The organism is Sporosarcina koreensis, assembly GCF_042655825.1.
GTDB lineage: Bacteria > Bacillota > Bacilli > Bacillales_A > Planococcaceae > Sporosarcina > Sporosarcina koreensis.
In genome coordinates this window covers 86584-111842 of record NZ_JBHSNP010000028.1, presented here as the reverse complement: position 1 = coordinate 111842, position 25259 = coordinate 86584, and the positions used below count along the sequence as shown (strand labels likewise).

The 25259-nt window shown below is 45.4% G+C and carries 22 protein-coding genes; 15 read left to right on the top strand and 7 right to left on the bottom strand.

The genetic code is table 11. The annotated features are described in order from the left end of the window. The first annotated feature begins 21 nt into the window (after nt 1–21). Genes ACFPTP_RS14660 through ACFPTP_RS14650 form a run of 3 tightly spaced genes read left to right on the top strand, consistent with a single transcriptional unit; the run spans nt 22 to nt 2541 of the window. Nucleotides 22–1008: a nuclease-related domain-containing protein gene (locus ACFPTP_RS14660; protein WP_381446283.1), complete on the top strand. Its 987-nt coding sequence runs from the start codon at nt 22–24 to the stop codon at nt 1006–1008. An 18-nt stretch (nt 1009–1026) separates the two neighbouring features. After that, a complete protein-coding gene (gene trmB, locus ACFPTP_RS14655; protein WP_381446281.1) occupies nt 1027–1671 on the top strand; it encodes a tRNA (guanosine(46)-N7)-methyltransferase TrmB in 645 nt (214 codons plus the stop codon). 24 nt (nt 1672–1695) lie between these two features. Next, nucleotides 1696–2541: a YtnP family quorum-quenching lactonase gene (locus ACFPTP_RS14650; RefSeq protein ID WP_381446279.1), complete on the top strand. Its 846-nt coding sequence runs from the start codon at nt 1696–1698 to the stop codon at nt 2539–2541. A 70-nt stretch (nt 2542–2611) separates the two neighbouring features. On the opposite strand, the gene ACFPTP_RS14645 is transcribed toward ACFPTP_RS14650, so the two are convergent. After that, the gene (locus ACFPTP_RS14645; RefSeq protein ID WP_381446277.1) at nt 2612–2926 is read right to left on the bottom strand and encodes a hypothetical protein; all 315 of its coding nucleotides are present in this window, start codon (nt 2924–2926) and stop codon (nt 2612–2614) included. Nucleotides 2927–3089: 163 nt separating this feature from the next. On the opposite strand from ACFPTP_RS14645, the gene ACFPTP_RS14640 reads away from it, so the two are divergent. The 7 genes from ACFPTP_RS14640 to murC all read left to right on the top strand — a co-directional run bounded on the left by ACFPTP_RS14640 (nt 3090) and on the right by murC (nt 10976). Beyond that, the gene (locus ACFPTP_RS14640) at nt 3090–4163 is read left to right on the top strand and encodes a M42 family metallopeptidase (RefSeq protein WP_381446274.1); all 1074 of its coding nucleotides are present in this window, start codon (nt 3090–3092) and stop codon (nt 4161–4163) included. A gap of 68 nt (nt 4164–4231) precedes the next feature. Beyond that, nucleotides 4232–4753, top strand: a complete 522-nt coding sequence (locus ACFPTP_RS14635; protein ID WP_381446272.1) for a DUF84 family protein — start codon at nt 4232–4234, stop codon at nt 4751–4753. 83 nt (nt 4754–4836) lie between these two features. Continuing rightward, nucleotides 4837–5352, top strand: coding sequence for a hypothetical protein (locus ACFPTP_RS14630; protein ID WP_381446270.1), 516 nt, complete (start codon nt 4837–4839; stop codon nt 5350–5352). 71 nt (nt 5353–5423) lie between these two features. Then, entirely contained in the window at nt 5424–6242 is an 819-nt protein-coding gene (locus ACFPTP_RS14625; protein ID WP_381446268.1) for a DUF1444 domain-containing protein, read from the top strand. Next, nucleotides 6239–6844 (top strand): YtpR family tRNA-binding protein, encoded by a 606-nt coding sequence (ytpR, locus tag ACFPTP_RS14620; RefSeq protein WP_381446266.1) that lies wholly within the window; start codon nt 6239–6241, stop codon nt 6842–6844. Before ACFPTP_RS14625 ends, ytpR begins: the two co-directional genes overlap by 4 nt. 114 nt (nt 6845–6958) lie before the next feature. Then, a complete protein-coding gene (locus tag ACFPTP_RS14615; protein WP_381446264.1) occupies nt 6959–9514 on the top strand; it encodes a DNA translocase FtsK in 2556 nt (851 codons plus the stop codon). Nucleotides 9515–9662: 148 nt separating this feature from the next. After that, nucleotides 9663–10976 (top strand): UDP-N-acetylmuramate--L-alanine ligase, encoded by a 1314-nt coding sequence (murC, locus tag ACFPTP_RS14610; RefSeq protein WP_381446262.1) that lies wholly within the window; start codon nt 9663–9665, stop codon nt 10974–10976. A 249-nt stretch (nt 10977–11225) separates the two neighbouring features. On the opposite strand, the gene ACFPTP_RS14605 is transcribed toward murC, so the two are convergent. Beyond that, complete coding sequence (locus ACFPTP_RS14605; RefSeq protein ID WP_381446260.1) at nt 11226–11657, bottom strand: ABC transporter permease; 432 nt, start codon at nt 11655–11657, stop codon at nt 11226–11228. Between the two features lie 318 nt (nt 11658–11975). On the opposite strand from ACFPTP_RS14605, the gene ACFPTP_RS14600 reads away from it, so the two are divergent. Together ACFPTP_RS14600 and ACFPTP_RS14595 are read left to right on the top strand one after the other, a co-directional pair. Further along, nucleotides 11976–12461: a DUF948 domain-containing protein gene (locus ACFPTP_RS14600; protein WP_381446258.1), complete on the top strand. Its 486-nt coding sequence runs from the start codon at nt 11976–11978 to the stop codon at nt 12459–12461. Nucleotides 12462–12495: 34 nt separating this feature from the next. Then, nucleotides 12496–13134 (top strand): YtxH domain-containing protein, encoded by a 639-nt coding sequence (locus tag ACFPTP_RS14595; RefSeq protein ID WP_381446256.1) that lies wholly within the window; start codon nt 12496–12498, stop codon nt 13132–13134. A 49-nt stretch (nt 13135–13183) separates the two neighbouring features. Here ACFPTP_RS14595 and ACFPTP_RS14590 read toward each other — a convergent pair whose 3' ends face one another. Then, complete coding sequence (locus tag ACFPTP_RS14590; RefSeq protein WP_381446807.1) at nt 13184–15304, bottom strand: cell division protein FtsA; 2121 nt, start codon at nt 15302–15304, stop codon at nt 13184–13186. 165 nt (nt 15305–15469) lie between these two features. Here ACFPTP_RS14590 and ACFPTP_RS14585 point away from each other — a divergent pair, with 165 nt between their 5' ends. Both ACFPTP_RS14585 and ccpA read left to right on the top strand, forming a co-directional pair. Further along, nucleotides 15470–16552 carry a bifunctional 3-deoxy-7-phosphoheptulonate synthase/chorismate mutase gene (locus tag ACFPTP_RS14585; RefSeq protein WP_381446804.1) on the top strand — a complete coding sequence of 361 codons (1083 nt, stop codon included), beginning with the start codon at nt 15470–15472 and terminating at the stop codon, nt 16550–16552. A gap of 111 nt (nt 16553–16663) precedes the next feature. Further along, entirely contained in the window at nt 16664–17662 is a 999-nt protein-coding gene (gene ccpA, locus ACFPTP_RS14580; RefSeq protein ID WP_381446254.1) for a catabolite control protein A, read from the top strand. 119 nt (nt 17663–17781) lie between these two features. Here the strand turns inward: ccpA and ACFPTP_RS14575 are convergent, their stop codons facing one another. The 3 genes from ACFPTP_RS14575 to ACFPTP_RS14565 are packed head-to-tail and all read right to left on the bottom strand — an operon-like array spanning nt 17782 to nt 20228. Next, entirely contained in the window at nt 17782–18936 is a 1155-nt protein-coding gene (locus ACFPTP_RS14575) for an acetoin utilization protein AcuC (RefSeq protein ID WP_381446252.1), read from the bottom strand. Continuing rightward, nucleotides 18933–19580 (bottom strand): acetoin utilization AcuB family protein, encoded by a 648-nt coding sequence (locus ACFPTP_RS14570; protein WP_381446250.1) that lies wholly within the window; start codon nt 19578–19580, stop codon nt 18933–18935. Before ACFPTP_RS14570 ends, ACFPTP_RS14575 begins: the two co-directional genes overlap by 4 nt. A gap of 15 nt (nt 19581–19595) precedes the next feature. After that, nucleotides 19596–20228 (bottom strand): GNAT family N-acetyltransferase, encoded by a 633-nt coding sequence (locus ACFPTP_RS14565; RefSeq protein ID WP_381446247.1) that lies wholly within the window; start codon nt 20226–20228, stop codon nt 19596–19598. A gap of 179 nt (nt 20229–20407) precedes the next feature. Between ACFPTP_RS14565 and acsA the strand changes: the two genes are divergently transcribed. After that, nucleotides 20408–22126, top strand: a complete 1719-nt coding sequence (acsA, locus tag ACFPTP_RS14560) for an acetate--CoA ligase (RefSeq protein ID WP_381446245.1) — start codon at nt 20408–20410, stop codon at nt 22124–22126. Between the two features lie 48 nt (nt 22127–22174). Here acsA and ACFPTP_RS14555 read toward each other — a convergent pair whose 3' ends face one another. After that, nucleotides 22175–25183, bottom strand: coding sequence for a transglycosylase domain-containing protein (locus ACFPTP_RS14555; protein WP_381446243.1), 3009 nt, complete (start codon nt 25181–25183; stop codon nt 22175–22177). Nucleotides 25184–25259 lie beyond the last annotated feature (76 nt).

The following is a 25259-nucleotide window of genomic DNA, read 5'->3' as shown; positions in this document are numbered from 1 at the left end:
TACTGATCGGAGTGAATGAAATTGGCGCAGCTCGTCAAACTGCTTGATTATGTATCACGCTATGAGAATGATTTATCACATTATCCGACACAATATATACGTTTGAAAAACTCCCAGTGGAAACGGATGAAAACCCAGTGGGAGCATGGTGCCGACCTTTCCGGGTGGAGGCAAACTCCCGAAGAAACAGAAGAGCAGACAGAGGAGGGGAAATGGTATTCCCCTCTTTTCCGTCTGTTCGGCAATCGGAAAGAGGGATCAATAGAACTGGAACAGGATGAAACGGACCAAGACGAACAGGATGACATTGATGTCCTGGACTTCAATCCGAATATCATTTACAATCCTAAAAACGAAGAACAGCTTCGGAAGCTCTATTTGGACCAGCTATTCCATTTCCAATTGAAATGGGCAAGCTCGACGATGATGGAGAAATCCAATCTGGATGCAAGCTTTATGAGGGATTCATTGCTCAGAAGCTTCACCCAGCAACTGCCAGACAGTTATCTTCTGTTTTATTACCCGATCCTGAAAGTGAAAAAAGCACCCGTAGAACTCGATATCCTCCTGATTACGCCAATCGAGTGCCTATGCATCACAGTGTTGGAGGGAGAGAACGCCGCCGCATTCATCGGCGAAGGCGATCGCTTTTGGACGAAAAAATACGGAGACAAAGAATCAAGGGTATTAAATCCATTGATCGGTTTAAATCGGATGGAGAAAATCGTGTCGGGGGTTTTTGCGGCACAGGAAATAGACTTCCCAATAAGGAAACTTGTTATTTCCAGGAATGGCTATATCGATTATCCCGGAGTGCCGTTCGATACGGACATCATTGATCGAAAAACATACGAAGGATGGTTCGGCTCTCTCCGGAAGTCGACGGTGCCGATGAAGTTCAACCAATTCAAAGCTGCCCAATCGATTTTGGATATGGGACAAACTACTGCAGTGAGCAGATTGTTTGATGAACAGATTGAGCAGGAACAGACTGATACTAATGAATAGAAATGAGTGTAATGAATTATGCGGCTTCGCAATAAACCGTGGGCAAAAGATTTCATGGCAGCGCATCCAGATGTGTTGATCCATGAAGAAGAAGGTGCAACAATTGATTGGAAATCGGTTTTTGCCAACGAAAATCCGATTCATGTTGAAGTCGGGACAGGAAAAGGTCAATTCATCATCGGAATGGCGCTCGCCAATCCCGATATCAATTATATCGGCATCGAGCATTTCGATAATGTTATCGTATCGGCTTTGGAAAAAGTCATCGAGGCAGAAAAGCCTTCCAATCTACGCCTCTTAAGAGGAAATGGCGCCAATTTAGAGGATTTATTCCAAAAGGGTGAATTGGACAGGATCTACTTGAATTTTTCGGATCCGTGGCCGAAGTCCCGCCATGCAAAACGTCGGTTGACCCACGAATCATTTTTGGCCCGCTATGAGAAGGTGCTGAAACAAAGAGGGGAAATCCATTTCAAGACTGACAACAGGAAGCTATTTGAGTACTCGCTCGTTTCCATGTCGGCATATGGAATGAATCTTCAGGAAGTGTCGCTCGATTTGCATGCGGAAATGCCTGAGGACAATATAATGACGGAATATGAAGAGAAATTTTCAGCAAAGGGGCAGCCGATCTATCGATTGGAAGCGATGTTCAATAATTGAGAACCGGGAAAGGGGAGGTTTTGTTTGGATACATATAATTTTCACGATATGAAACTTGCTTGGCTTGATGGGGGCGTCAATTTTCTCGATGGAGGTACAATGTTCGGTGTTGTACCGAAAGCGTTATGGTCTCGAAAATATGAGGTTGATGATGATAACTTGATAGAGCTACGGACTGATCCGATTCACATTTCCTATGAAGGGAAGCATATCCTCATAGATTCCGGTATCGGGAAGGGGAAGCTTTCGGAAAAGCTGAAGCGCAATCTTGGTGTCCGTGCTGAAACGAAGGTGGAAGAAAGTTTGGCAGAGCTTGGTTTGACGCCAGCTGATATTGACATTGTTCTCATGACGCATTTGCATAACGACCATGCTGCTGGATTGACAGGCTGGGTTGGTGATGAACTTGTGTCGATTTTTCCAAATGCGGAAATCCACGTTTCGCAAGTCGAATGGGATGAGATGCGGAATCCGAATATCCGTTCAAAGAATACGTATTGGAAAGAGAATTGGGAGCCTGTACAACGTCAGGTGAAGACATTTGAAGACCAAGTGGAGATCCTGCCAGGCATCGAAATGATTCATACTGGAGGCCATAGCGACGGACATAGTGTCATCAAGCTGACTCAAAACGGCGAAACGATCCTCCATATGGGGGATATCATGCCAACGCATGCACACAGCAACCCGTTATGGGTATTAGCTTATGATGACTACCCGATGACGTCGATCATTGCGAAGGAAAAGCTTATGAAGGAAGCTTTGCCAAACGGATATCGTTTCATCTTTTATCATGATGCCGTCTATCGTCTCGTCCAGTGGGATGAAAGCGGCAAAGAAATCACCGAATCAGTCGAACGCACAAGATAAGGTATGACAAAAAAGCAACAGGCGATGGAGAACTGCTCCTTACCTGTTGCTTTTATTATGCCATGCCTTATTATTTTTGGATCAATTCGACGACCGTGCCTGTTTGCGAGTTAGCCGCAAATTCAAATTGCTCCAGTTCGCCATTACGGATTCTAGTAATGCCGCCGCGGTACACTTCCATCGACAAAACATTGTTTGTAAACGGTTCAGGCTTCATGACGATCCATGAACCATCAATCGGGCCTTCCTTTTTAAAGGCATCCTTCACTGCATCCAAGACATGTTCCGCCGGAGTGTTCGGATTCATTTTTCCGATTGCCTGATTGACAACGAGCCCGGCAGCGACGCCTGTCAAAACTCCTGCTACGAAATCTTTCACTTTCATGTCTGAGAAACCCCCTCCATCAATCTTCCCCAAGTGTACCATATTTCAAATAAATGTTTAACTGTTGAAAAATTAGTTCGGAAAGCTAAATATTATGATGGAAAGTTTCAAATACGTGCACTATACTAGAAAGAAGTACATATCTAATAGGGGGAAACTTCTCATGAACAACGAAACGTTGACTATGTTCAAGACATTGACCGAGCTGCCTGGAGCACCAGGAAATGAGCATATGGTGCGCAACTTTATGCGGGAAGAACTCGGAAAATATTCCGATGAACTGATCCAGGACAACCTTGGCGGGGTCTTCGGCGTACGGAAAGGCCCTGAAGACGGTCCACGCATCATGGTTGCAGGCCATATGGATGAAGTAGGTTTCATGGTCACTGCAATCACTGATAACGGCATGCTCCGTTTCCAGCCGCTTGGAGGATGGTGGAACCAGGTACTGTTGGCACAGCGTGTCCAGATCATTACAGATGAAGGACCAGTCGTCGGTGTTATCGGATCCATTCCGCCACATCTGCTCAGTGATGAAGTACGGAATAAACCGATGGACATTAAAAACATGCTGATCGATATCGGTGCGGATGATAAAGACGACGCAAAAAGAATCGGCATCCGTCCCGGCCAGCAAATCGTACCGATCTGCCCGTTCACGCCAATGGCGAATGAGAAAAAGATTTTGGCGAAAGCATGGGATAACCGATACGGTTGCGGTTTGGCAATTGAGCTATTGAAAGAGGTTCATGGTCAAACGCTTCCGAATACCCTTTATTCCGGAGCAAACGTAATGGAGGAAGTCGGCTTGCGCGGAGCACAGGCTGCTGCCAGAATGATCAACCCGGATTTGTTCTTCGCTTTGGATGCGAGTCCTGCAAATGATGCTTCCGGCAATAAAAATGAATTCGGCCAGCTTGGAAAAGGGACATTGCTGCGTATTTTCGACCGTTCGATGGTGACGCACCGCGGCATGCGTGAATTCATTCTCGACACTGCGGAAACGAATAAGATCCCATACCAATATTTCATCTCCATGGGAGGAACGGACGCAGGACAAGTCCATATTGCAAACGAAGGCGTACCAAGTGCAGTGATCGGTATCTGCTCACGTTACATTCACACGTCCGCTTCCATCATCCACACAGATGACTACGCAGCGGCGAAAGAGCTTCTCGTCAAATTAGTGAAAGCTTGCGATAAAACGACTGTTGAAACGATTAAAAGCAATGTTTAATTGATCAGTGAAAATAGCCATCCTTTCAACAATGGGATGGCTTTTTTCTGACAAGAAAGGAGAACAGCATGAAATTCATCATAGGATCTACCAATCAAGCAAAAGTCAATGCGGCACGGGCAGTGATCGAAAGCCATTTTCCTGGAAGTGAATTGGAGGAGGTGAAAGTCCCTTCCGGAGTGAAGGACCAGCCCTTCGGTGACGAGGAAACAAGAACAGGCGCATTGAACCGCGCAACAAATGCCGCCAATGAACAAGGCGACGCAATCGGAATTGGTTTGGAGGGCGGCGTGCGTGTCGTTGGGGAGGAAATGTTCGTCTGCAACTGGGGCGCACTCGCATTGCCTTCAGGGAAATCATTCACTGCCGGGGGCGCACAAATTCCTTTGCCGGAAGAAATTGCTTCCGAATTGCGGGATGGCCGTGAATTGGGAATTGTCGTTGATGAATACTTCAAGGCGAGCGGTATCCGCTTTAGCGAAGGTGCAATCGGAATGTTCACCGCGCACGCAGTTACCCGTGACAAGCTGTTCGAGCATGTTATGCAATTATTGATTGGCCAATTGAAGTACTACGAAAAGGCTAACTAAAACGCTTGATTTGCATATACGTAACATTATCTTTAAAATAGGAAACGGTATTTGAATAAAAATGTACGATTGGAGGAAGCTGAATGTTCCGTTTTTGGAAGTTCTTATTCCTGGCACTCCTATCCATAACTGTATTAACCGCATGTGGCAAAACGTTCGAAGAACAGGCCACCGGGGCAATTCTCTCGGCAAAAGAAGCTTTTCAATTGCATGATCAACATGTGAATGATGAAGTTCATGGTGTTTCATTATATAAGCCGGCCGGATTTACGATTGATGAGAAGTCCGACGCCCAAAACATCGTGATGAAAAAAGGCGATGAGACTTTCCTTCTTTTTATTAATCCGAATGAGGCTAGAGATAGCAGACTCTTTTACGATTTGTTAACGAAAACTGACGATAAAGAGCGATTTGAGGAAGTTTTCACCGAGGATGGATATTTCGGTTTTGCCTCGGTTGTCAAGAAGGGTGAAGATCAAGTCGAGCTCATTGCTAGTGTCGGCGGAATCAAGATGACGACGATTACGAAAAACAAAAATATTGAAGCGAATATGGGCAAGATGATGGAAGTCGTACGTTCCATTGAACAAGGCTCATAATCAATGACTATTCGGTCACCCGGCGCAATTGCGGCGAGCGGCCGTTTATTTTTGAGGAAAGGGTGATATGCATGAATTCACAACAACTAGTGGACCTTTTGAAGCAACATCTGCCATCCGAACATTTGCAATGGCGTTTCGACCGGAAAACCGATAAGATCCGTTTGGAGCACGCTGTATTGAAAAAAGGAATGGATATTTCCTTGCCGGAAATCCTTGCGAAATATGAAACAAAACAAGATGCTGCCATCAATGAAGTCGTCTACACGATTCAGGAAACATTTAAAGCGATGGAAAAAGAGCAGGCGGAAGGATTTATGAAAGAAAATGCCATCTATCCGGTCATCCGCTCAACTTCCTTCCCACAAACTTCCAAGGCGGGAGACCGTTTCATCGTGAAGGATCATACAGCGGAAACGAGGATATTCTATGCGCTCGACTTGGGCACGACATATCGCCTCATTGACGAATCAATGCTTGAGTCCATCGGCATGACGGAATCCGAAATAATGGAATCGGCACTGTTTAAAGTAAGATCTTTGCCGACGAATATGAAAAAGGATGAAGTGGCTGGAAATCTATTCTATTTCGTCAATAATAATGACGGGTATGATGCAAGCCGTATTTTGAACCAAACATTCCTGAAGGAAATGGAAGGGAAAATTGAAGGACATATGACTGTTTCGGTTCCCCATCAGGACGTCCTGATTATTGGCGACATCCGAAATGATACGGGTTATGATGTGCTTGCACAAATGACTATGCAATTTTTTACAATCGGGGCGGTGCCAGTCACCTCCTTGTCATTCATTTATGAAGATGGTAAATTGGAACCGATTTTCATCATGGCTAAAAATCGGGTAGCTCGAAAGGAAGGAAAAAAGAAATGAATATTTTTTACAATCAAAACGGCGTCGGCGATGTACTTCTCGTACAATTGACGACTGAACGCCCTGAAAATAGGGAAATCGAAAGCAATAAGGATATTACCCTTATCATAGACGAGGCAACAAAAAAGATTGTCGCATTCAACGTCTTCAATGCATCGACGTATGTTAAGGTCGAAGCAGACGGGCAAGTAGAAACGACAGAAGAAATCGTCGGTCAGCTGCAGGAAGCGCTTAAGTCAAATGGAATCGAGCTTGAACTGGATGTGGATTTAACGCCGAAATTCGTCGTTGGCCATGTCATAACGAAAGAGAAGCACCCAAATGCAGATAAGTTAAGCGTTTGTACGGTCGATGTTGGGAATGAAACTCTCCAGATCGTCTGTGGAGCGCCGAATGTCGATGCAGGCCAAAAAGTCGTCGTTGCAAAAGTAGGGGCTGTCATGCCTTCCGGAATGGTCATCCGAGATGCGGAACTGAGAGGGATCGCTTCCTCGGGAATGATTTGTTCGGCGAAAGAACTTGGTATTCCGAACGCTCCTGTTGAAAAAGGGATTATGGTCCTTTCCGAAGATGCGACTCCTGGGGAACCTTTTACAATGTGATATGGAAAAACGTACTGTTTAAGGCAGTACGTTTTTCTTATTTTGGTCATCCAATTGATTTAATCTATGAAAACCTGCTAAAATAGAATGATCGACTTGAAAAGAGTGATAGATTTGACTTGGATTAAAAAAATGATGAACCGTTTATTTGATGCAGATAATAATGAAGAGTTTGAAGAAAATTTTGATGAAGAGATTGAGTTAGAAGAATATAAAGAGGAAGCTCCTGCAGAAAAGCCGGCTTTCCGGTTTCCAATTATCACCGATGCCGAAATATACGGGTGGGAACCCGATCCGGAAAACGAAAGAAGTAAAGCGGATAATTTGATAACAGAGCTGGACGATGAAGGTTTCGAACCAGTACCTTTATATAAAAATGACAGATGGCCTGGTGGGAATGAAAAACCGACAATTCATCGGGCAACGGCTCCAACGAAATATAATACACAAACGCCATTGAAAACTGAGCCGGCCCCAAAACGTGGGAAGGCGCCAACTGAAGAAATTGAACCGAGCAAGAAAACGATCATCCAGAAAAAGAGTAACCGTCCATTCACACCTACGGAAGTGCCTTCGCCGATTTATGGCTATTCAAGGCCCAAAAAGGATCGGTTTGAAGCCCTTCGACCTGAAGAGGCGGAAGCGGCAACCGAGGAACTTTCAATTCCTGCCCAGGCAGAATTGGAATATGATCAGATTGAAGTCGAAGTCGAAGCGCCGATTGAACAGACAGCAACAGAAGATGAAATTCAAAGCATTGAATTGGAAGAACATGCTCATACTTCAGATAAAGAAATGATTGTCGAGACGATCATTGACGACCCAGTCGAATGGGACTCCACGGAACAGGAAGAGCTTGATTCCGAAGCTGAAATGAAAGACGAAGAACTGCAGCAACTAGACGATCAGCTATTGGTAGACGTCGATGAGGAAGCTGATGAGGAAGTTGAAGCGGAAAGCGGTTCGGAACTGATCGCTACGGAAGAATTTGAGCCTGTATCGAGCCTGGAACCGTTAATCGAAGAAGATGAACCTGTACATGTCCCTGAACAGAAGAAAGAAAAAATAGTGCCGTTTAATGTCCTTATGTTAAAGAATGATAAACTGAAATATGAGGAACGTGAAAAAAGAAGTGGCTATCAGTCAGCCTTTGATACCACAAAAACGGGTGTCACTCAAACGGAACAAGTTCAGGACATCGCAAAACCTAATGTGTTTACTGAAGAACCGGAAGAACCAGAGGAACAACCTTATTATGCATTTCCTGCAAAAGATTTTCTTATTCAGCCCGAAGAGCATATAGAAGATTCGGAATGGCTTGTGTCCCAATCGCAAAAGCTGGAAGAGGCGCTTTCATATTTTGCTGTGCAGGCAAATGTCATTGAGGCCGTACAGGGACCTACCGTCACGAGATTCGAATTGACGGTTGGACATGGAACGAAAGTGAGCAAGGTCCGCAATCTGACTGACGATCTGAAACTAGCGTTGGCTGCGGAGGACATCCGGATTCAAGCACCAATCCCTGGAACCAGTTCCATCGGGATTGAAATTCCGAATCGGAAGCCAAGGGCCGTACGGATTTCTGAAGTCATTGAAACAGAACGTTTTCAAGGCTCCGAATCCCCTTTAGAAGCAGTCTTGGGACTAAGCTTGACGGGTGAGCCGGTGACATTGGATTTGCGCAAGATGCCGCATGGAATGATCGCCGGTGCAACAGGCTCCGGGAAATCTGTGTGCATAAATTCAATCCTAGTCAGCCTATTGTATAAAGCATCACCTGCAGATCTGAAAATGTTGCTCATCGACCCGAAAATGGTCGAACTTGCGCCGTTCAACGGAATTCCACATTTGCTAAGCCCTGTCATCACTGACGTGAAAGCCGCGACTGCCGCATTAAAATGGGCGGTCGGCGAGATGGAGCGCCGTTATGAACTTTTTGCGCATGTAGGTGCAAGAAATATTGAGCGTTATAATGATATGGCAGAGAAAGACCGCAAATTTTCGTTGAAGCTGCCTTATTTGCTTATCGTCATTGATGAGCTGGCGGACTTGATGATGATGGCACCTGCAGATGTGGAAGTGTCGATCGGCCGTATCACCCAAAAGGCTAGAGCATGCGGAATCCATTTGATAATTGCGACACAACGTCCTTCCGTCGATGTAATCACAGGGACGATCAAGGCGAATGTCCCGACTCGCATCGCATTTTCCGTCTCTTCACAGATCGATTCACGTACAATTATTGATACGCCGGGGGCAGAGAGGCTGCTAGGAAAAGGCGATATGCTTTATCTAGGAAACGGCCAGTCCTCCGCAGTGCGGTTGCAAGGTACGTTTGTCACGGATGCCGAAATTGAACGTATAATAGAACACGTTCAGAACGAAGCTGAGCCTGATTATCTGTTCGGCCAAGAGGATTTATTGGCAACCACGATGGAAGAAGAGGAGACTGATCCTTTATTTGCTGACGCCTGCCAATTCATACTCGAACAAGGCAGTGCTTCCACGTCCCTATTGCAACGCAACTTCAGCATTGGATATAATCGTGCTGCAAAGTTGATGGATCGCATGGAAAAACTAGGTTTCATTTCCGAGCAAAGGGGAAGTAAGGCACGGGAAGTCTATTTAACGGAAAGTGAACTTGACCATTTTTTAAATGGCAATGAATAGCATGTTGAAAAGTAATATTTTTGATAGACGATTCATATTTAATCGAATTGGGAATAGAGAATACTAAAAAATGAATGGGGAATCAGCGGTTACGATCAGCTGATGAACCAGAATGTGGGAACAGTTAATGATCCCGGGAGGTTGCATTATGACATTGTACCATTTTACAGGAATCAAAGGATCGGGGATGAGTTCGCTTGCACAGATCCTTCACGATTCATCTTATGCAGTACAAGGTTCCGACGTGGAGAAATATTTCTTTACGGAAGACCCTTTGCACGAGAGAAATATATCGATTTTACCTTTTGATGAAATTAATATTAAACCAGGCATGACTGTCATTGCAGGGAACGCATACCCGGACAGTCATCCCGAAATTGTTAAGGCGCATGAATTGGGCGTTGAAGTGATACGCTATCATGAATTTTTAGGCAACTATATGGATCAATTCATTTCAGTCGGAATTACTGGATCTCACGGAAAGACATCGACGACTGGATTGTTGGCGCATGTCTTAGCCGGGAATGCCCCGACATCTTATTTGATCGGAGACGGTACGGGCAAAGGAGTCAAGGATAGTCAATATTTCGTTTTCGAGGCATGCGAATACAAACGCCATTTCCTTGCATACGAGCCTGATTACGCTATTATGACAAATATTGATTTTGACCATCCGGACTACTTCAAGGATTTGGATGATGTCATGGATGCATTCGGCCAAATGGCATTGCGTGTGAAAAAAGCGATTATTGCTTGCGGCGATGATATTCATTTGCAGCAAATTAAAGCGAATGTTCCGGTCGTCTACTATGGCTTTGATGAAGTGAATGATTTCTCCGCAAAGAATATTGTGAAAACGGAAAATGGCGCTACGTTTGATGTATATGTGCGAAATGAATTTTACCATTCGTTCACAATCGCATTGTCGGGTGACCACGGTATTCTGAATTCCTTAGGTGTCATTGCACTATGCCATTATGAAGGGATACCGGCTGAGGGCATTGAAGAAAGATTGGCTACCTTCAATGGCGTCAAGAGACGTTTCACAGTGAAAGAATCTTATGGCCGGACGATTGTGGACGATTATGCCCACCATCCGACGGAAATCAAAGCGACATTGCAATCCGCGAGACAGAAATATCCCAGCAAGGAAATCATCGCGATTTTCCAGCCGCATACATTTACGCGGACCGCTGCATTGCTTCAACAATTCGCAGACTGCCTATCAGAAGCAGATCACGTCTATTTGTGTGACATCTTCGGTTCCGCACGGGAAAAATCAGGCAACTTGACGATTGATGATCTCATTAGCAAAATTCCGGGAGCAAAGCATCTGAAGTTGGAAAACATCGACGTCCTCGATGAGCACGGAAATGCAGTTTACCTTTTCATGGGCGCGGGCGACATCCAGAAGTATTTAAACGTCTTCGCTGAACATACAGAAAAAGAAGAAACAGCCTGATCCAATGGATCGGCTGTTTTTTCCTTATGTAGAATAAAAAAAGTTGATTTCCGTTTCAGACGGACGCTTTCCGGGGGGGGGCGGGCGGCATCCGATTTGGTATTCTTGCTCGCAACGCTACGCTTGTGCTCGCAAACGCTACGCTTGTGCTCGCAACGCTACGCTTGTGCTCGCAAACGCCGTTCTTCGTAACGGCGTTCGCTAATCCCCAGGAGTCGCCGTCTTCCACTACAATCAACTAAGAGTGTTCTATGAAACAATTGTTTTTGATGAAGGGTTGACCTTCTTTCTAAATAAAGAATTGCCGCTGATATAAAATATAATAATGATGATAGCACTTACACTTGGATAACCGATATAAATCGCCAGATCCGTATGCTCTATTAAACTAAATTCTCCCCATTCAAGCCATAAACGCCAACCCATTCCAAGGCTGTTTAAAATTATACAAAGCATAAAAACAAACCATATTCTTTCTTTAAATAAGCCTACAAATATGTTTGCCGCAAGGAAATACATAAATAATGTCAAAACCATAAAAAATAAACTGAAACCCTTCAGTCCTGGTATGACATAGGTAAATGATATTCCCGAAAAGAAAAGAATGTTTATAGTGGCGATTATTATAAATGTCTTTCTCGATTTTTCTATGTGATTATAGAACTGTTCTCCTGCTGACAAGGGTTTCCCTCCAATATCTTCTCGTTTTTGTACTGAACCGTTAAACGGCCCGTTTTAGGAACACTAATTACTCTTGATTCTTTACACATAAACTTTTAAACCTAATAACTTACTTTAACATAAATCCCCTTAATTTTTGGTGATTTTCTTCTTTCCAATCAACTAGTAAATATTTATCTTAATATCCAGAAATAATTTATTTCGGAAAAAATGAAGGAGATTTGAAAAGAATGTCGAAAAAGGGTAGAGTAGGCGCGTTTATTTACCTCATTTATAGGGTAGAAATTATTTATGGATGTTATCGGGAGGAGGATTGCCATGGAAGTGTTACTGTACATTGCTGCAATCGTTGCTGCAATCGCATTTTTGATTTTATGTATTAGCCTTGCAATGACATTAGGTTCATTGAAAACAACATTACGAAGCGTCTCCGAAACATTGGATGGCTTGACGAACCAGTTGGAAGGGGTCACGTCCGAAACGACTGAACTTCTTCATAAGACAAATGCCCTTGCCGAGGATATTCAACAGAAATCCGAAAAATTGAACACTGTCGTTGATGCAGTGAAAGGGGTAGGAAGCTCAGTCAGTGACTTGAACGATTCAGTCCGTCGGGTGACCAATTCAATCACTGTCGAAGCCGAGAAGAACAGTGATAAAATAGCCCAGGTGGTTCAATGGAGCAACGTCGCATTCGGCATCATCGGTAAAGTGAAAGATATGAAGACGGAAAGATCATCAGGCTGGACTGTCTATAAACCGGACAATGGACAGAAGAGATTGCCAAGTCCGGGCGGGCACTGATATCGACTAAAAAAATCATACGGGAGGAATTCACATGACTGAAAAACTAAAACCGAACTATAACGATGCACATTACGATCACCACTATTACGGGAACCAAGACTATAAGAACACTTTCGGGGAACCATCCCACTTGCCTGTCAATTACCCATACCGTTCCAATACGGACAATTTCTATGATGAGGACGATTCCGGCGCAGGAAGCTTCCTTTTGGGCGCACTCGTAGGAGGCGTTATCGGCGCTGCGGCGGCATTGTTCCTAGCACCGAAAACGGGCAGAGAAATGCGCGACGATTTCTCGGAACAAGCGGTCCAATTGAAAAACAAAGGGATCGAATTAAGCGCAGTTGCGAAGGATAAAGCGACGGAAATCACTTCAGTGGCCAAAGAGAAGACGGATGGCCTGACGAAAACGATCCAGGAGCAATCCGGGCAAATTGTGGATAAAGTGAAATCGATGGCCAATAAGACATCGGTCCCTATGGATGATGGGACAGCTTTTTCCGACGGTGAAGAAGCAATCGATTTTCCTGAGACGGTAACGACGAAAGATAAAGAGGCTGCAAAGTATCAATCTACGAAAAATAGCGGTGTCTCCTATGACAATAGTGAAAACATCGGACATGAAAAGAATGTGAATCAAAATCACATTTCGGTTGAAAAAGAAAAGTGAAATTGAAAGAGCCAGGCAGCCCATCGTGGGTTGTCTGGCTCTTTAGATATCAGCTGAATTTGATTTCCAATGCATCTCCACTGAAGATCGAATCATTAAAGCCGATCGGTTCTCCGTTGCGCAATAGCTGGTAGGAGGATGATGCATTTTTCGGCAATGAATAATCGATGAAAAGGAAAACATCGCTGAACAAAAATGGCCGTTGAGCCGTTTTCGGAATCGTGAGCCGGTCGCCTGGACGGACGATGGCTGAATTGTCCACTTGCTCACCATTCAATAAGATGGATGCCCCGCTGCTCCAAATCGTTACAGGCTCCCCATTGAACGTAATGCTCGCTGTTGGTTGATCGGAGTGATCCAAAGTAGCGACGATATCCCCGACAGTAGGAGGAGTATGCACCCCTAACTTGATTTCATCCCCATCCCGTAAAGGATGATCTTGAGGAACCGGCATATTGCCGATAAAGAATTGAGGGGTCCAGTCGTCCAACCGGATTCTTTTATTATTCACAAACACTTCAAACGGTATATAAGGTTCCATGCCGAGGTCTTCAAGTACTTCGTTTAGTTTCGTAGATTGCGAAAAAACGATTTCATCCCTGTCCTCCACAAGCGTATCGGGTCCGACAGGAATGCCGTTGCACTCAATACTTGGCACGATTGTATGCTTATTTCCATGAATGGTCACTTTAATTGGCTGAATTTCACCGATCAGATCACGAATTGTGACGGATGCATCTTTACCGTCCTTGCCGGGTTCAAGCGTAATTTCATCGCCATTCATGATGAAGTCTTTCGTGCTTGCGGGCTTTCTATTCAACAGGATTTCAGACGATATTCCATGTTCTCCTGGAATCATCATCCGGCCGCCGTTCAATGTAATTGATATTCCCATTCCCGGCTTGCCGTACAGTTGTCTTGCCTTAATATTTGCGGCAAGCAATGCATCTCCGACTGTCATCTCTTTCAATTCAAATAAGCGGATCGTTTTTTCATTGACAGTGACCGACATATAATGGATCGGTGCCCGTCTTGCTGCAATCGCGATGCCGATTGGTGTGACGAGTGCAGGGGTGGAAAAGATGCCTTCCGACAAAGTGACTTCCGACAATGCATCGAGTCCACGGATGCCGACACGGTTTTCAGGCAAATCGAGTCGGATACTCAATTCTTTTGGTAGAAGAGGTGTAAGGCTTCCACCACCGACGACCATGACGGCTTGCGGCGACTTTTGATTAAGTCGTTTGATTTCATCAGCGATGCTCGATGCCAGCTTCTCGATGGATGGCTTGATGATAGCAGTCACTTCCGAAGTGGGCACTTGCTGTTCGAAACCGAGAATGTCCGAAATGGTAATCGATTCTTCAGTTGCGAGAGAGCGTTTTGCGATTTCAGCTACAGGAAAGTCAAGAAGGTAATGGTTGCTGAGCGCTTCTGTAATTTCATCTCCCGCAACCGGAACCATACCGTAAGAGACGACCGTATTATTGTTTGTAATGGCGATATCCGATGTACCCGCCCCGATATCGACGAGTGCGACATTCAATCTGCGCATCGAAGGAGGGATCAGGACGTTGATGGCAGCGATCGGCTCAAGCGTCAGCGCTTCCATTTCCAGGCCAGCCCGTTTCAATGCCGAAAGCAGGGACTCGACGACGACCCTCGGGAGGAATGTCGCAATGACTTCCGCTGTCGCTGTTCTGCCCGCCTGATCGATCAGACTGCCGATTTCATCTTCATCCAATTTGTAATGAAGGACCGAATAGCCGACACAATAATAATAATCATCTGCAGTGGCTGCAGAAGACAGTAGTTGCTGCTGGGCTTGTTGCACCGCAGCCAATTCGAGCCGGTTAATGTCCTCTGGTGTAAAGAGCGGTTTTCCGGCAATATCAATCGTCATGGATCCTTCCATCGTTTTGAGCGCACGTCCTGCTGCGGCAACACTTACTTTTTTCAGCATGCCATGGCGTTCCTCCAGAATTGATTTTATTTCTGATATGACAGAGGCGACGCTTACAATATTATGTATTTGCCCATCAATCATCGAGCGTTCCTTATGTTCAATCGTCACGAGATCGGCAACATGGTAACTCCCATCTTGTTCGGAAAGAATGATGCCGACGACGGAACGGGTACCGATATCAAGTGCGAAAAGTTTGTTCGACAGAATAATACACCCCTTTTTCGTCAAATACTAATGAAATTAAACAATTTGTAAAAATGACGTGACTTTTCAAATACTTTTCATTATACTTAGGACTATTATATAAAAATGTAACACAGAATTCCTGCTTCGAAAAGGGAATGATGTGTGCGGGGAGGAGACATAATGATGAGACAAAATGATTTAGATCAGCTTAGAGGTCAAGTGGATGAATTGAATACGAAGATATTGGACTTGATCAATGAACGTACTTCAGTTGTCCAAGAAATTGGCAAGGTGAAAGAAAAGCAAGGTGTCAACAGGTATGATCCGATCCGCGAAAGAGAAATGCTGAACGCTTTGGTCCAATCCAATAAAGGACCGATTCCAAATGGAATTCTAGAACAGATTTTCAAAGGCATCTTCATGTCTGCGCTCGAAATCCAGGAAGATGAGCAACGCAATGCATTGCTTGTTTCCCGTGAACGCAAGCCTGAAGATACAATTGTCAACGTAAATGGAGAAAGAATCGGGAACGGGGAACCGACATTCATTTTCGGTCCTTGCGCCGTTGAATCATATGAACAAGTTCTTGCAGTTGCTCAATCAATCAAGGCAAAAGGGTTGACGATGCTCAGGGGCGGCGCTTACAAACCGCGTACATCCCCTTATGATTTCCAAGGGCTCGGCCTTGAAGGGCTGAAAATCTTGAAACGTGTCGCCGATGAAACAGGCTTATCGATCGTGACGGAAATCATTACGCCATCCCACTTGGAAGAGGCGCTCGATTATATCGATGTCATCCAAATCGGGGCGCGCAATATGCAGAACTTCGAATTGCTGAAAGAAGCAGGCATGGTGAATAAACCAGTCCTTCTAAAACGTGGATTGGCTGCAACGATTGATGAATTCATCAATGCGGCTGAATATATCATCTCCAAAGGGAATAGCCAAATCATGCTTTGTGAGCGTGGAATCCGCACATATGAGCGGGCGACACGAAACACTTTGGACATTTCCGCGGTTCCGATTTTAAAACAGGAAACACATTTACCGGTTTTCGTAGATGTCACTCACTCGACAGGCAGAAAAGACTTATTGCTTCCAACTGCAAAAGCGGCAATTGCTGTAGGAGCGGACGGTGTCATGGCGGAAGTGCATCCTGATCCGGCTGTCGCTTTATCCGATGCAGCACAGCAAATGGACATTAAACAGTTCGACGAGTTCTACGCTGAAATTGAAAGATTCATGAACACCCATCAAACAGTCTAAGGGTTGCTACATTTGAATTATTCTATAAACAGCGCCGGACCTTTCAAGGATCCGGTGTTTTGTTTATAATAGAAGTAAGCGAATACATACTGATGGGAAGGAGATTCGTCAATGGCAGTTACTATTTATGATGTAGCAAGGGAAGCGAATGTTTCCATGGCTACGGTTTCCCGTGTTGTCAACGGCAATCAGAACGTAAAACCGGCAACACGTAAAAAGGTTCTCGAATGCATCGAACGCCTCGGCTATCGTCCGAACGCCGTGGCAAGAGGGCTTGCAAGTAAGAAGACGACAACGGTTGGAGTAATCGTTCCAGATATTTCCAAAAGTTATTATGCCGAACTTTCACGCGGCATCGCGGATATTGCGACAATGTACGAATACAATATCATTCTGTCCAACTCGGACAAACGGGCGACGAGGGAAGTTGAGCTATTGGAAGACCATCTCGGCAAACAGGTTGATGGTCTCATTTTCATGAGCGATTCACTTTCAGATGAAATCCGTGCGGAAATGGCGACAGCGAATGTGCCGATTGTTTTGGCGGGTACGTTGGGAGACAACACGGACTTGCCGACAGTGAACATCGACCATGAGGAAGCGGCCTATGAAGCAGTGAAGAAATTGATTGATAATGGCCATGAACGCATCGTCCATGTGAGCGGTCCGATGTCGAGGGATATCAATCGGTTATGCAAGAAAGTCGGATACGAGAGGGCGTTGAAAGAAGCTGGCCTTCCGATCATCGATGAATTTTTCATTGAAACGGACAATACGTATGATGACGCTTATGAAAAGTGGGCTGTGATACGTGAGCTAGAAGAAAAGCCGACCGCCATTTTTGCCGGCAATGATGAAATTGCTGTAGGCGTTTTAAATGGAATCAGGGATGAGGGCTTTTCAGTGCCGGAAGACTACGAAGTGATCTGTTTCCAACATACATTGCTGTCGCGTGCGGTAAGGCCGCAATTGACCGCCATCATCGTCCCGTTATATGACTTGGGTGCGGTTTCGATGCGCTTGTTGACAAAGCTGATGAACGGCGAGGAAGTCGAAGATGTAAATGTTATTCTGCCGTATCATAAGGAAGTGCGCCAGTCGACAAAATGAAAAAGCTGTTCCGGACAAACTGCCGGGACAGCTTTTTTCATATGATGGCTCAATTATTTAATCAAGGGCTCCATTATTCGCAGAAGGGCTCAATTATTTCCGCAAGGGCTCAATTCAAGTCATTGACTACGAATAAAATGCAAAGCGCGTTCAAGCATTTGAGCATTTTTCTCCATTATTTCCGCCTTCCGTGGAATCGGTTCGTACAACGGATCCGGATCTTGCCATGTCTCGATGAACGGTACAGGAGACTCGACTTGCCATGCTTCAAGCCATGCATCAGGCAGCCTGCCCATAGGAATCGGCAACTGCTTCATCGCTAGCCAAATATGCGACCATGCCCGCGGTACGACCCGCCATATATCATAGCCCCCGCCGCCGACAGCGATCCACCGGCCTTCGCAATAGCGCTCAGCAATTTTCCGTGCAATCCGTGGTATTTGTTCATAAATCTTCATCGTGCCGTACAAATGGGTGAGGGGATCGAAATAATGGGCATCTGCCCCATTTTGCGTCAATATGACATCCGGCTTGAAAAAAGCTGCGACTTCTTCAATTGCCGTTTTGTAAATCTGTAGAAACGATTCATCCTCCGTGAAGGCATCGATCGGGAAATTGAAAGAAGTCCCATAACCTTCGCCATTTCCGCGTTCAGTTACAGCGCCTGTCCCAGGAAAAAGGTATCTTCCGGTTTCGTGGACGGAAAGTGTGCAGACGTTCGGATCATCGTAAAACGTCCATTGCACGCCGTCGCCATGATGGGCATCCGTGTCGATATAAAGCACACGCGCATTATACTTCTTCTGGATGTATTTAATAGCGACCGAGCTGTCATTATAGACACAAAATCCTGAAGCCTTTCCTTGGAAACCATGGTGAAGCCCGCCTCCTAAGTTCAACGCATATTTCGCCCTTCCTTCCATCACCTCATCAACTGCGGTCAACGTCCCGCCAACAAGCATGGCGCTCGCCTCGTGCATATTCGGGAAAATAGGGGTATCTTCAGTACCGATGCCATAAACGGAACCAACCTCTTCGGTAATTAATCCTTGGCCGGCTCTTTTGACGATATCAATAAACTTCGGATCATGGACCAATAATAATTCCTCATCGGTCGCAATTCTCGGAACGATGATGTCTTCATCGGATATGGCACCGGATTTCTTCAACAGATCCAGCGTCAGTACAATCCTCTTTTGATTGAATGGGTGAGTGTCCGAAAAAGAATAGCCAAGTTGTTCTTCGGAAAATATGAACACAGCATCTTTCTTCATAGATCAATGCCGGGTACATTCGGCCAAAGGACTTCAAATCCATTTTTACGCAAGCCATTTATGACATTGAGCGGATTCATCGTCTTGACGCGAATAACAAGAATTTTATTATCTTCATTTTCTTTATCGGGATATACAAGAACACTTAGCACATTCAATTTATGTTCGTGGAACACTTTGGACACTTCAAAGAGGATGCCGGGTATATTCGGTACGCGCACTTCAATCTGGGAGCCCGGCTGATGAACTCCGGTCAATTCGATATACTTATAGAGCAGGTCCGTCTCCGTAATGATGCCGACAAGTTTTCCGTTGGAGACGATCGGCAGGCAGCCGATCTGGTTATCGTAAAAAATGACTGCGGCCTCTTCCACGAAATCCATCGGGTGGCCACTGATCGGGTTCTCCGACATGATTTCAGATAATGGTGTTTTGTAAACGTTTACATCTGTCGAGTCGGAATAAAGGGAAGGGACGACCTCTTTCAGATCACGGTCTGTCACAATGCCGACAAGCCCTTTTACATCCGAAACGATGGGGAGATGCCGAATTTTCTTTTCCTGCATGATTGTCAAGGCGTCGTTTACAGTATGCTCCGGTGAAAGGGAGGCGACGTCCCTTTTCATTATCTCTTCAATTAACAATAGAAAAACCTCCCATCAATACATGAATCGGTTCATAAAGCGAAGACTATCAAACTGTTGGATTGATTCCTGATCTACCCTTTTACCGATCCTTGCCATGAGGCAATTCGCGGGATGTGAGCTGATTTCCGGATCATCGGTTGCATAATATTCCAACCCGCCTGCGTTCATCATCTTCTCCATCACTTTCCGGTATTCCCACACATTCAGTTTCGTCCCTTTCAAATCCCAGTGCCAATAATATTCAGTCGTGATGATAATATAGTCCTCCATTGCATCGTCCATCATGGACACTTCGAGCAATGCCTTTCCGACTCCGCCGCCCCGATATTTCGGGATTACTTCGATGGCACCCAACTCAATAAGATTCTCCATCTTACCTTTCGACCATCTTTCAAGGGGATCCGGGTACAAATAGGTCACATACCCGACGATTTGATTCATATCACGGACGATGAGTATCCGTCCTTCGGGAAGATCGGCGATTTCGATCAGTGCCTTGTGCTGCTGTGCAGGCGGCCTGAAAGCAACTAAATGGTCATGGAATTCAAGGTTTGCCAATTCGTTTCCTGGAATCGGACCCTCAATGACAAGATCGCCATTCTTATGTTTGACTTCCATCGCGTTATACGTTTTCCTATGTTCCACGCTAATCACCGTCCTACAAATAAATAGACCTTATTCACAGTATACAACAATTATGTTCAAGGCAAAGAACTTCTTGATGACAAATTAAACAACAATACTAAAAATATTAATTTATTAGCAAATAAAGAATGAATATTGTAGAATAGGAGGGGTAAATGTTTCACGAAAGGGTGATAGGAATGGAGATTAACACTTTACCTGTAATGCAGGGGGATTATCAATTACAGGATTATGACCAAACAGCGAAGGATTTTAAATGGTCTGACGCAGAGAAGGAATTCAGCTGGCATGAGACCGGACTCATCAACGTTGCGCACGAGGCTGTAGATCGTCATGCGAATTCCTATCGGAAAAACAAAGTGGCTTTGTTTTACAAAGATGCGGTACGCAAAGAAGCGTATACGTATAATGAAATGAAAAGAATGTCCAATAAAGCGGCAAATGTCCTGACGAACCACTCATCGTTGGAAAAAGGGGATCGCATTTTCGTTTTCATGCCGCGTTCTCCCGAATTGTATTTTGTCATACTCGGGGCGTTGAAAATGGGGACAATTGTCGGACCGCTTTTCGAAGCATTTATGGAAGGGGCAGTCTATGACCGGCTTTCCGATAGTGAAGCGAAAGCGATTGTGACGACACCGGAGTTATTGGGCAGGATTCCTGTCGACAGATTGCCTCACTTGAAAACAATCTTTCTTGTAGGCGACAATATAGAAGAAAATGATAAATATATAGATTTCAAAAAACATTTCAAGAAAGCATCCCCATACTACCAGGTGGTTTGGATGGAGAAGGATTCGCCGACGCTTCTTCATTACACGTCCGGTTCCACAGGGAAACCGAAAGGCGTTCTGCATGTACAGGAAGCGATGGTTCAGCAATTGATGACAGCACGCTGGGTATTGGATTTGAAAGACGAGGATATCTTTTGGTGCACGGCGGACCCCGGTTGGGTTACGGGTACGGCATATGGGATTTTTGGACCTATGCTAGCGGGTGCAACATCGCTTATTGTAGGCGGAAGATTCTCCACGGACAGCTGGTACGAAGCCATTCAAGAGTATGGCGTAACAGTATGGTACAGTGCGCCGACAGCGTTCCGGATGCTAATGGGCGCGGGTGCGGGACCCTTGGAAAAATACGATCTATCCTCATTGCGTCATATCTTGTCAGTCGGGGAACCTTTGAACCCTGAAGTCATCCGTTGGGGGATGGAAGTGTTCAAGCTACGGATCCACGATACTTGGTGGATGACGGAAACCGGGGCACAAACGATTTGCAATTTCGGATCATTGCCGATCAAAATGGGATCGATGGGGAAGCCGGTGCCTGGCATTGAAGCGGCGATCGTTGATGACCGAGGACAAGTATTGCCTCCGAATCGGATGGGCAATCTGGCCATAAAAAAAGGATGGCCTTCAATGATGCGTCAAATTTGGAACAACCCTGAGAAGTATGATTCCTACTTCTTGAACGATGAATGGTATGTATCCGGTGATTCTGCCTATATGGACGAAGACGGCTATTTCTTCTTCCAAGGACGTGTCGACGACGTCATCATGACGAGCGGGGAACGTGTAGGACCGTTTGAAGTGGAAAGCAAATTGCTGGAGCACCCGGCGATTGTCGAGGCGGGGGTTATCGGAAAACCCGACCCGGTCCGTGGTGAAATCATCAAAGCCTTTGTCGCTCTCCATGATGGATATGAACCTTCTGAAGAACTGGAAGATGACATTAAGCAATTCGTCAAAAAGGAACTTGCCGCACACGCTGCGCCAAGGGAAATCGAATTCAAGGACAAGCTTCCGAAGACAAGAAGCGGAAAAATCATGCGACGTGTATTGAAGGCATGGGAACTCAACTTGCCGACAGGCGACTTATCGACGATGGAAGACTGATAACACAAGAAAGGGACTCCCAGTTGGGGAGTCCCTTTTTGTATTCCATTAATCATCGCCATCATCGTCGGAAGGCGGTTTATTGCCTCCGCCATTGTTGCCATTTCCGTCGTTCCCATTGTTCCCGTTATTTCCGTTATTGCCACTTCCGTTGTTTCCATTTCCATTTCCATTGTTTCCGTTATTTCCACCGTTGTTTCCGCTTCCGCCTTCGCCGTTATTATTTTCATTTCCTGGCGGCGTCGCAGGAGGCTTATTTTCATCGTCCGGTTTTTCTGTCGGTGGCGGTTCTGGGCTAGCGACAGTTACGATATTAGAGGCCCCGGATAAAAGTCCGGTAATATCAACAGCTCTGACGGAATATTCGCCTGGGCCGACAGCGATTGAGTTGGCGGATCCATCTTTGACTGTTGCAATCCGTTCATTGTTCCGGTATACATAATAACCGATCACGTCATTTGAAGGGGATTCCGACCAAACTAACGTCGACCCGTTCAGCGATGCGTTGACGCCTGTCGGTGCAACATCATCCGCATTGAAGACTGCCCCTGATACGACACTTGAAGCAAATATAGACATGGATGGGAACAGCTTGGAAGCATCTCCACCCCAAGATCCTAGCATCCTGTCGATAAATGCTTGATTGACTCCGGTTCCACCTGAAACAATAAATTCCGCAGGCGTCGAAGGCAGTGCCATGTAGCGGCTGCCCTTGACGGAGACATAAGACGCATTGATAATGCTGTCATCCGGTTTAGTAGGGAGCATCACTTTTGAATTGAACAGGTCAGATCTGACCAATCCGGCAGACGTACAAGCAGCGGACGGTGCCAATCCTGAAATTCCGCAGAACGGCTTGGATACTACGCCTGCTGGCTGTTTGAAAGTGCTGCCAGCCCCGATAATATCTGGTCTCACTTCATTCGCTTTATTCATCAATCTGCCGAAGAGCATAGACGTCCGGGTCGTCGGATGCATCGCACCGGATTTTCGGGTGTACAACTTGCGCTTCTGATCCTTATAGCCAAACCAGAGGCCCATTGAGACATTTGGATTGTATCCGACTAGCCAAGCGTCGCCGTATCCGTTCGTCGTCCCGGTTTTTGCAGCCAGGTCGGTTTTGAAATTCATGAATCCAGGCAATTGCTGTCCTGTTCCGCCAGGTTTTATAACATCCCTTAGCATATCTGTTACGATATACGATGTTTCAGGGCTGAACACGTCGACAGGTTCAATCTTGTGTTCATACACGACATTGCCGGCCATATCTTCGATTCGATCAATGATGTAAGACTGGATGAACTTGCCGCCATTCGCGAAAGTGGCAAATGCGTTTGTATTCTCCTCAACACTGACTCCGACATCCATTCCGCCGTATGAAACGGAAAGGTGGACGTAATCTCCAGGCGTGAGTTTAGTGAAGTTCATCTTCTCAAGGAACTCAGCTGGCCGTCGATCTACGATTTCATTGTATAGCCTTGCTGTCGGTAAGTTGAGGGATTGAGCCAATGCCTGCCTTGCTGGGATAATTCCGTTTTCCACATCGGCATTATAGTTTGAAGGACTCCATGTACCCTTGCCATCCGGTATTTCAAATTTAACATCGACGACCGGGCTTCCTGCGCCGATGATACCATACTCAATCGCTGGTGCATAGACGAGCAGCGGCTTCATGGAAGATCCGTTTTGCCTGAAAGCCCTTGTCGCATGATTCGTGTTCTCAAGATTATGGTCGCGTCCTCCGACAAATGAGAGAATTCGGCCTGTGCTGTTTTCGATCATAATGGCTCCAACTTGCACGGGATCGTCTTTCAGAATGGTTTCACCTGTGCTGATATCTTTTTCCTCACGTGTATAAGTCATTCCGTAATTCTCAAATTCCTCTGCCACTTTGTTCATTCCGTCGTAAAGTTCTTTATCGACAGTCGAATAAATACGGTATCCACCGGTACGCATCGCGCGATCGGCAAGTATAAAATATTTCCCTCTTACTTTTTCATCTCCATCTACCCGTTCTGGATCGATGCCATCCTTTTCCGCCAAGATTTTCGCAAGGATCTCTTTCGTTCTCTCTTGGATTTCCTGTGTTAAATAAGGATATCTCTCGGTTGCGCGCTCTGTCTTTTCGCGGAAGTCTTTCGTAATATCATAAGCGATCGCTTCTTCGTATTGCTTATCGGTAATATAGCCCGTTTCTTTCATACGGAAAAGGACCGTTTTCATTCTGTCGATTCCTGGCTTGATATTTTCATCATTCTTCAAGCCGCCGCCATAATAGCTGCTCAGGAAAGGGGTATACGCAAACGGCGCTTGGGGAATTCCCGCAATATAGGCCGCTTGAGGAAGATTAAGTTCTTCTGCACTTACACCGAAGATACCCTCGGCTGCAGTCTCGATCCCCGCGATATTTTGCCCTAATGCATTCCTTCCATATGGAATGATATTTAAGTAGGCTTCTAGAATTTCTTCTTTATCCATGAAATGTTCAAGCCGCATGGCAAGCAGGATTTCTTTCGCCTTCCGCTCATAGGATACTTCATTTGTCAAAATCTGGTTTTTAATAAGTTGTTGGGTGAGTGTTGAACCACCTGTCTGACTGGATGAGTTTGTCACATCTTGAAACAGTCCGCGGAAAATCGCTTTAGGTACGACTCCCTCATGTGTTTCAAAATATTCGTCTTCCGTTGCCAGAACTGCATCGATGACGAAAGGAGAAACCTTCTTTAATGTTGTCTCTTTCCTTTCGATATCGGCATTTACTTTCCCTAAATAGATGTCATTTGCAAAATAAATTTCCGAAGTCTCTTCATAATTAAAGATATTACCCCGCATTTCATCTTTCGATCGGAGTGGCTCCTTCGCTACGAGTGATGCGAAATAACCGGCGCCGACTGAGGCAGCGAATACGCCAAGCGTTAGCCCGAAGATGAGGAAGATGAGAAAAAGATTCCAAATGACTCCCGATGTGATGCGGATCCCTTTTGCCCATCCTTTTTTCTTCAATGATTCAAATTTATCTTCTATTAGATCTATCCTGTTTTTACGTTTTTCACTCAAAGTTTCATCCCCCCTAAAATCCTTCCTATTATAGCACATTTCGTGGAAATCAATAGAAAATGTTTGACAAAGCGGT

Coding starts and splice junctions, on each gene's coding strand:
- trmB (WP_381446281.1), top strand. CDS start 1,027: ATGCGGCTTCGCAATAAACCGTGGGCAAAAGATTTCATGGCAGCGCAT.
- ACFPTP_RS14645 (WP_381446277.1), bottom strand. CDS start 2,926: ATGAAAGTGAAAGATTTCGTAGCAGGAGTTTTGACAGGCGTCGCTGCC.
- ACFPTP_RS14640 (WP_381446274.1), top strand. CDS start 3,090: ATGAACAACGAAACGTTGACTATGTTCAAGACATTGACCGAGCTGCCT.
- ACFPTP_RS14635 (WP_381446272.1), top strand. CDS start 4,232: ATGAAATTCATCATAGGATCTACCAATCAAGCAAAAGTCAATGCGGCA.
- ACFPTP_RS14630 (WP_381446270.1), top strand. CDS start 4,837: ATGTTCCGTTTTTGGAAGTTCTTATTCCTGGCACTCCTATCCATAACT.
- ACFPTP_RS14625 (WP_381446268.1), top strand. CDS start 5,424: ATGAATTCACAACAACTAGTGGACCTTTTGAAGCAACATCTGCCATCC.
- ytpR (WP_381446266.1), top strand. CDS start 6,239: ATGAATATTTTTTACAATCAAAACGGCGTCGGCGATGTACTTCTCGTA.
- murC (WP_381446262.1), top strand. CDS start 9,663: ATGACATTGTACCATTTTACAGGAATCAAAGGATCGGGGATGAGTTCG.
- ACFPTP_RS14600 (WP_381446258.1), top strand. CDS start 11,976: ATGGAAGTGTTACTGTACATTGCTGCAATCGTTGCTGCAATCGCATTT.
- ACFPTP_RS14595 (WP_381446256.1), top strand. CDS start 12,496: ATGACTGAAAAACTAAAACCGAACTATAACGATGCACATTACGATCAC.
- ACFPTP_RS14585 (WP_381446804.1), top strand. CDS start 15,470: ATGAGACAAAATGATTTAGATCAGCTTAGAGGTCAAGTGGATGAATTG.
- ccpA (WP_381446254.1), top strand. CDS start 16,664: ATGGCAGTTACTATTTATGATGTAGCAAGGGAAGCGAATGTTTCCATG.
- ACFPTP_RS14575 (WP_381446252.1), bottom strand. CDS start 18,936: ATGAAGAAAGATGCTGTGTTCATATTTTCCGAAGAACAACTTGGCTAT.
- acsA (WP_381446245.1), top strand. CDS start 20,408: ATGGAGATTAACACTTTACCTGTAATGCAGGGGGATTATCAATTACAG.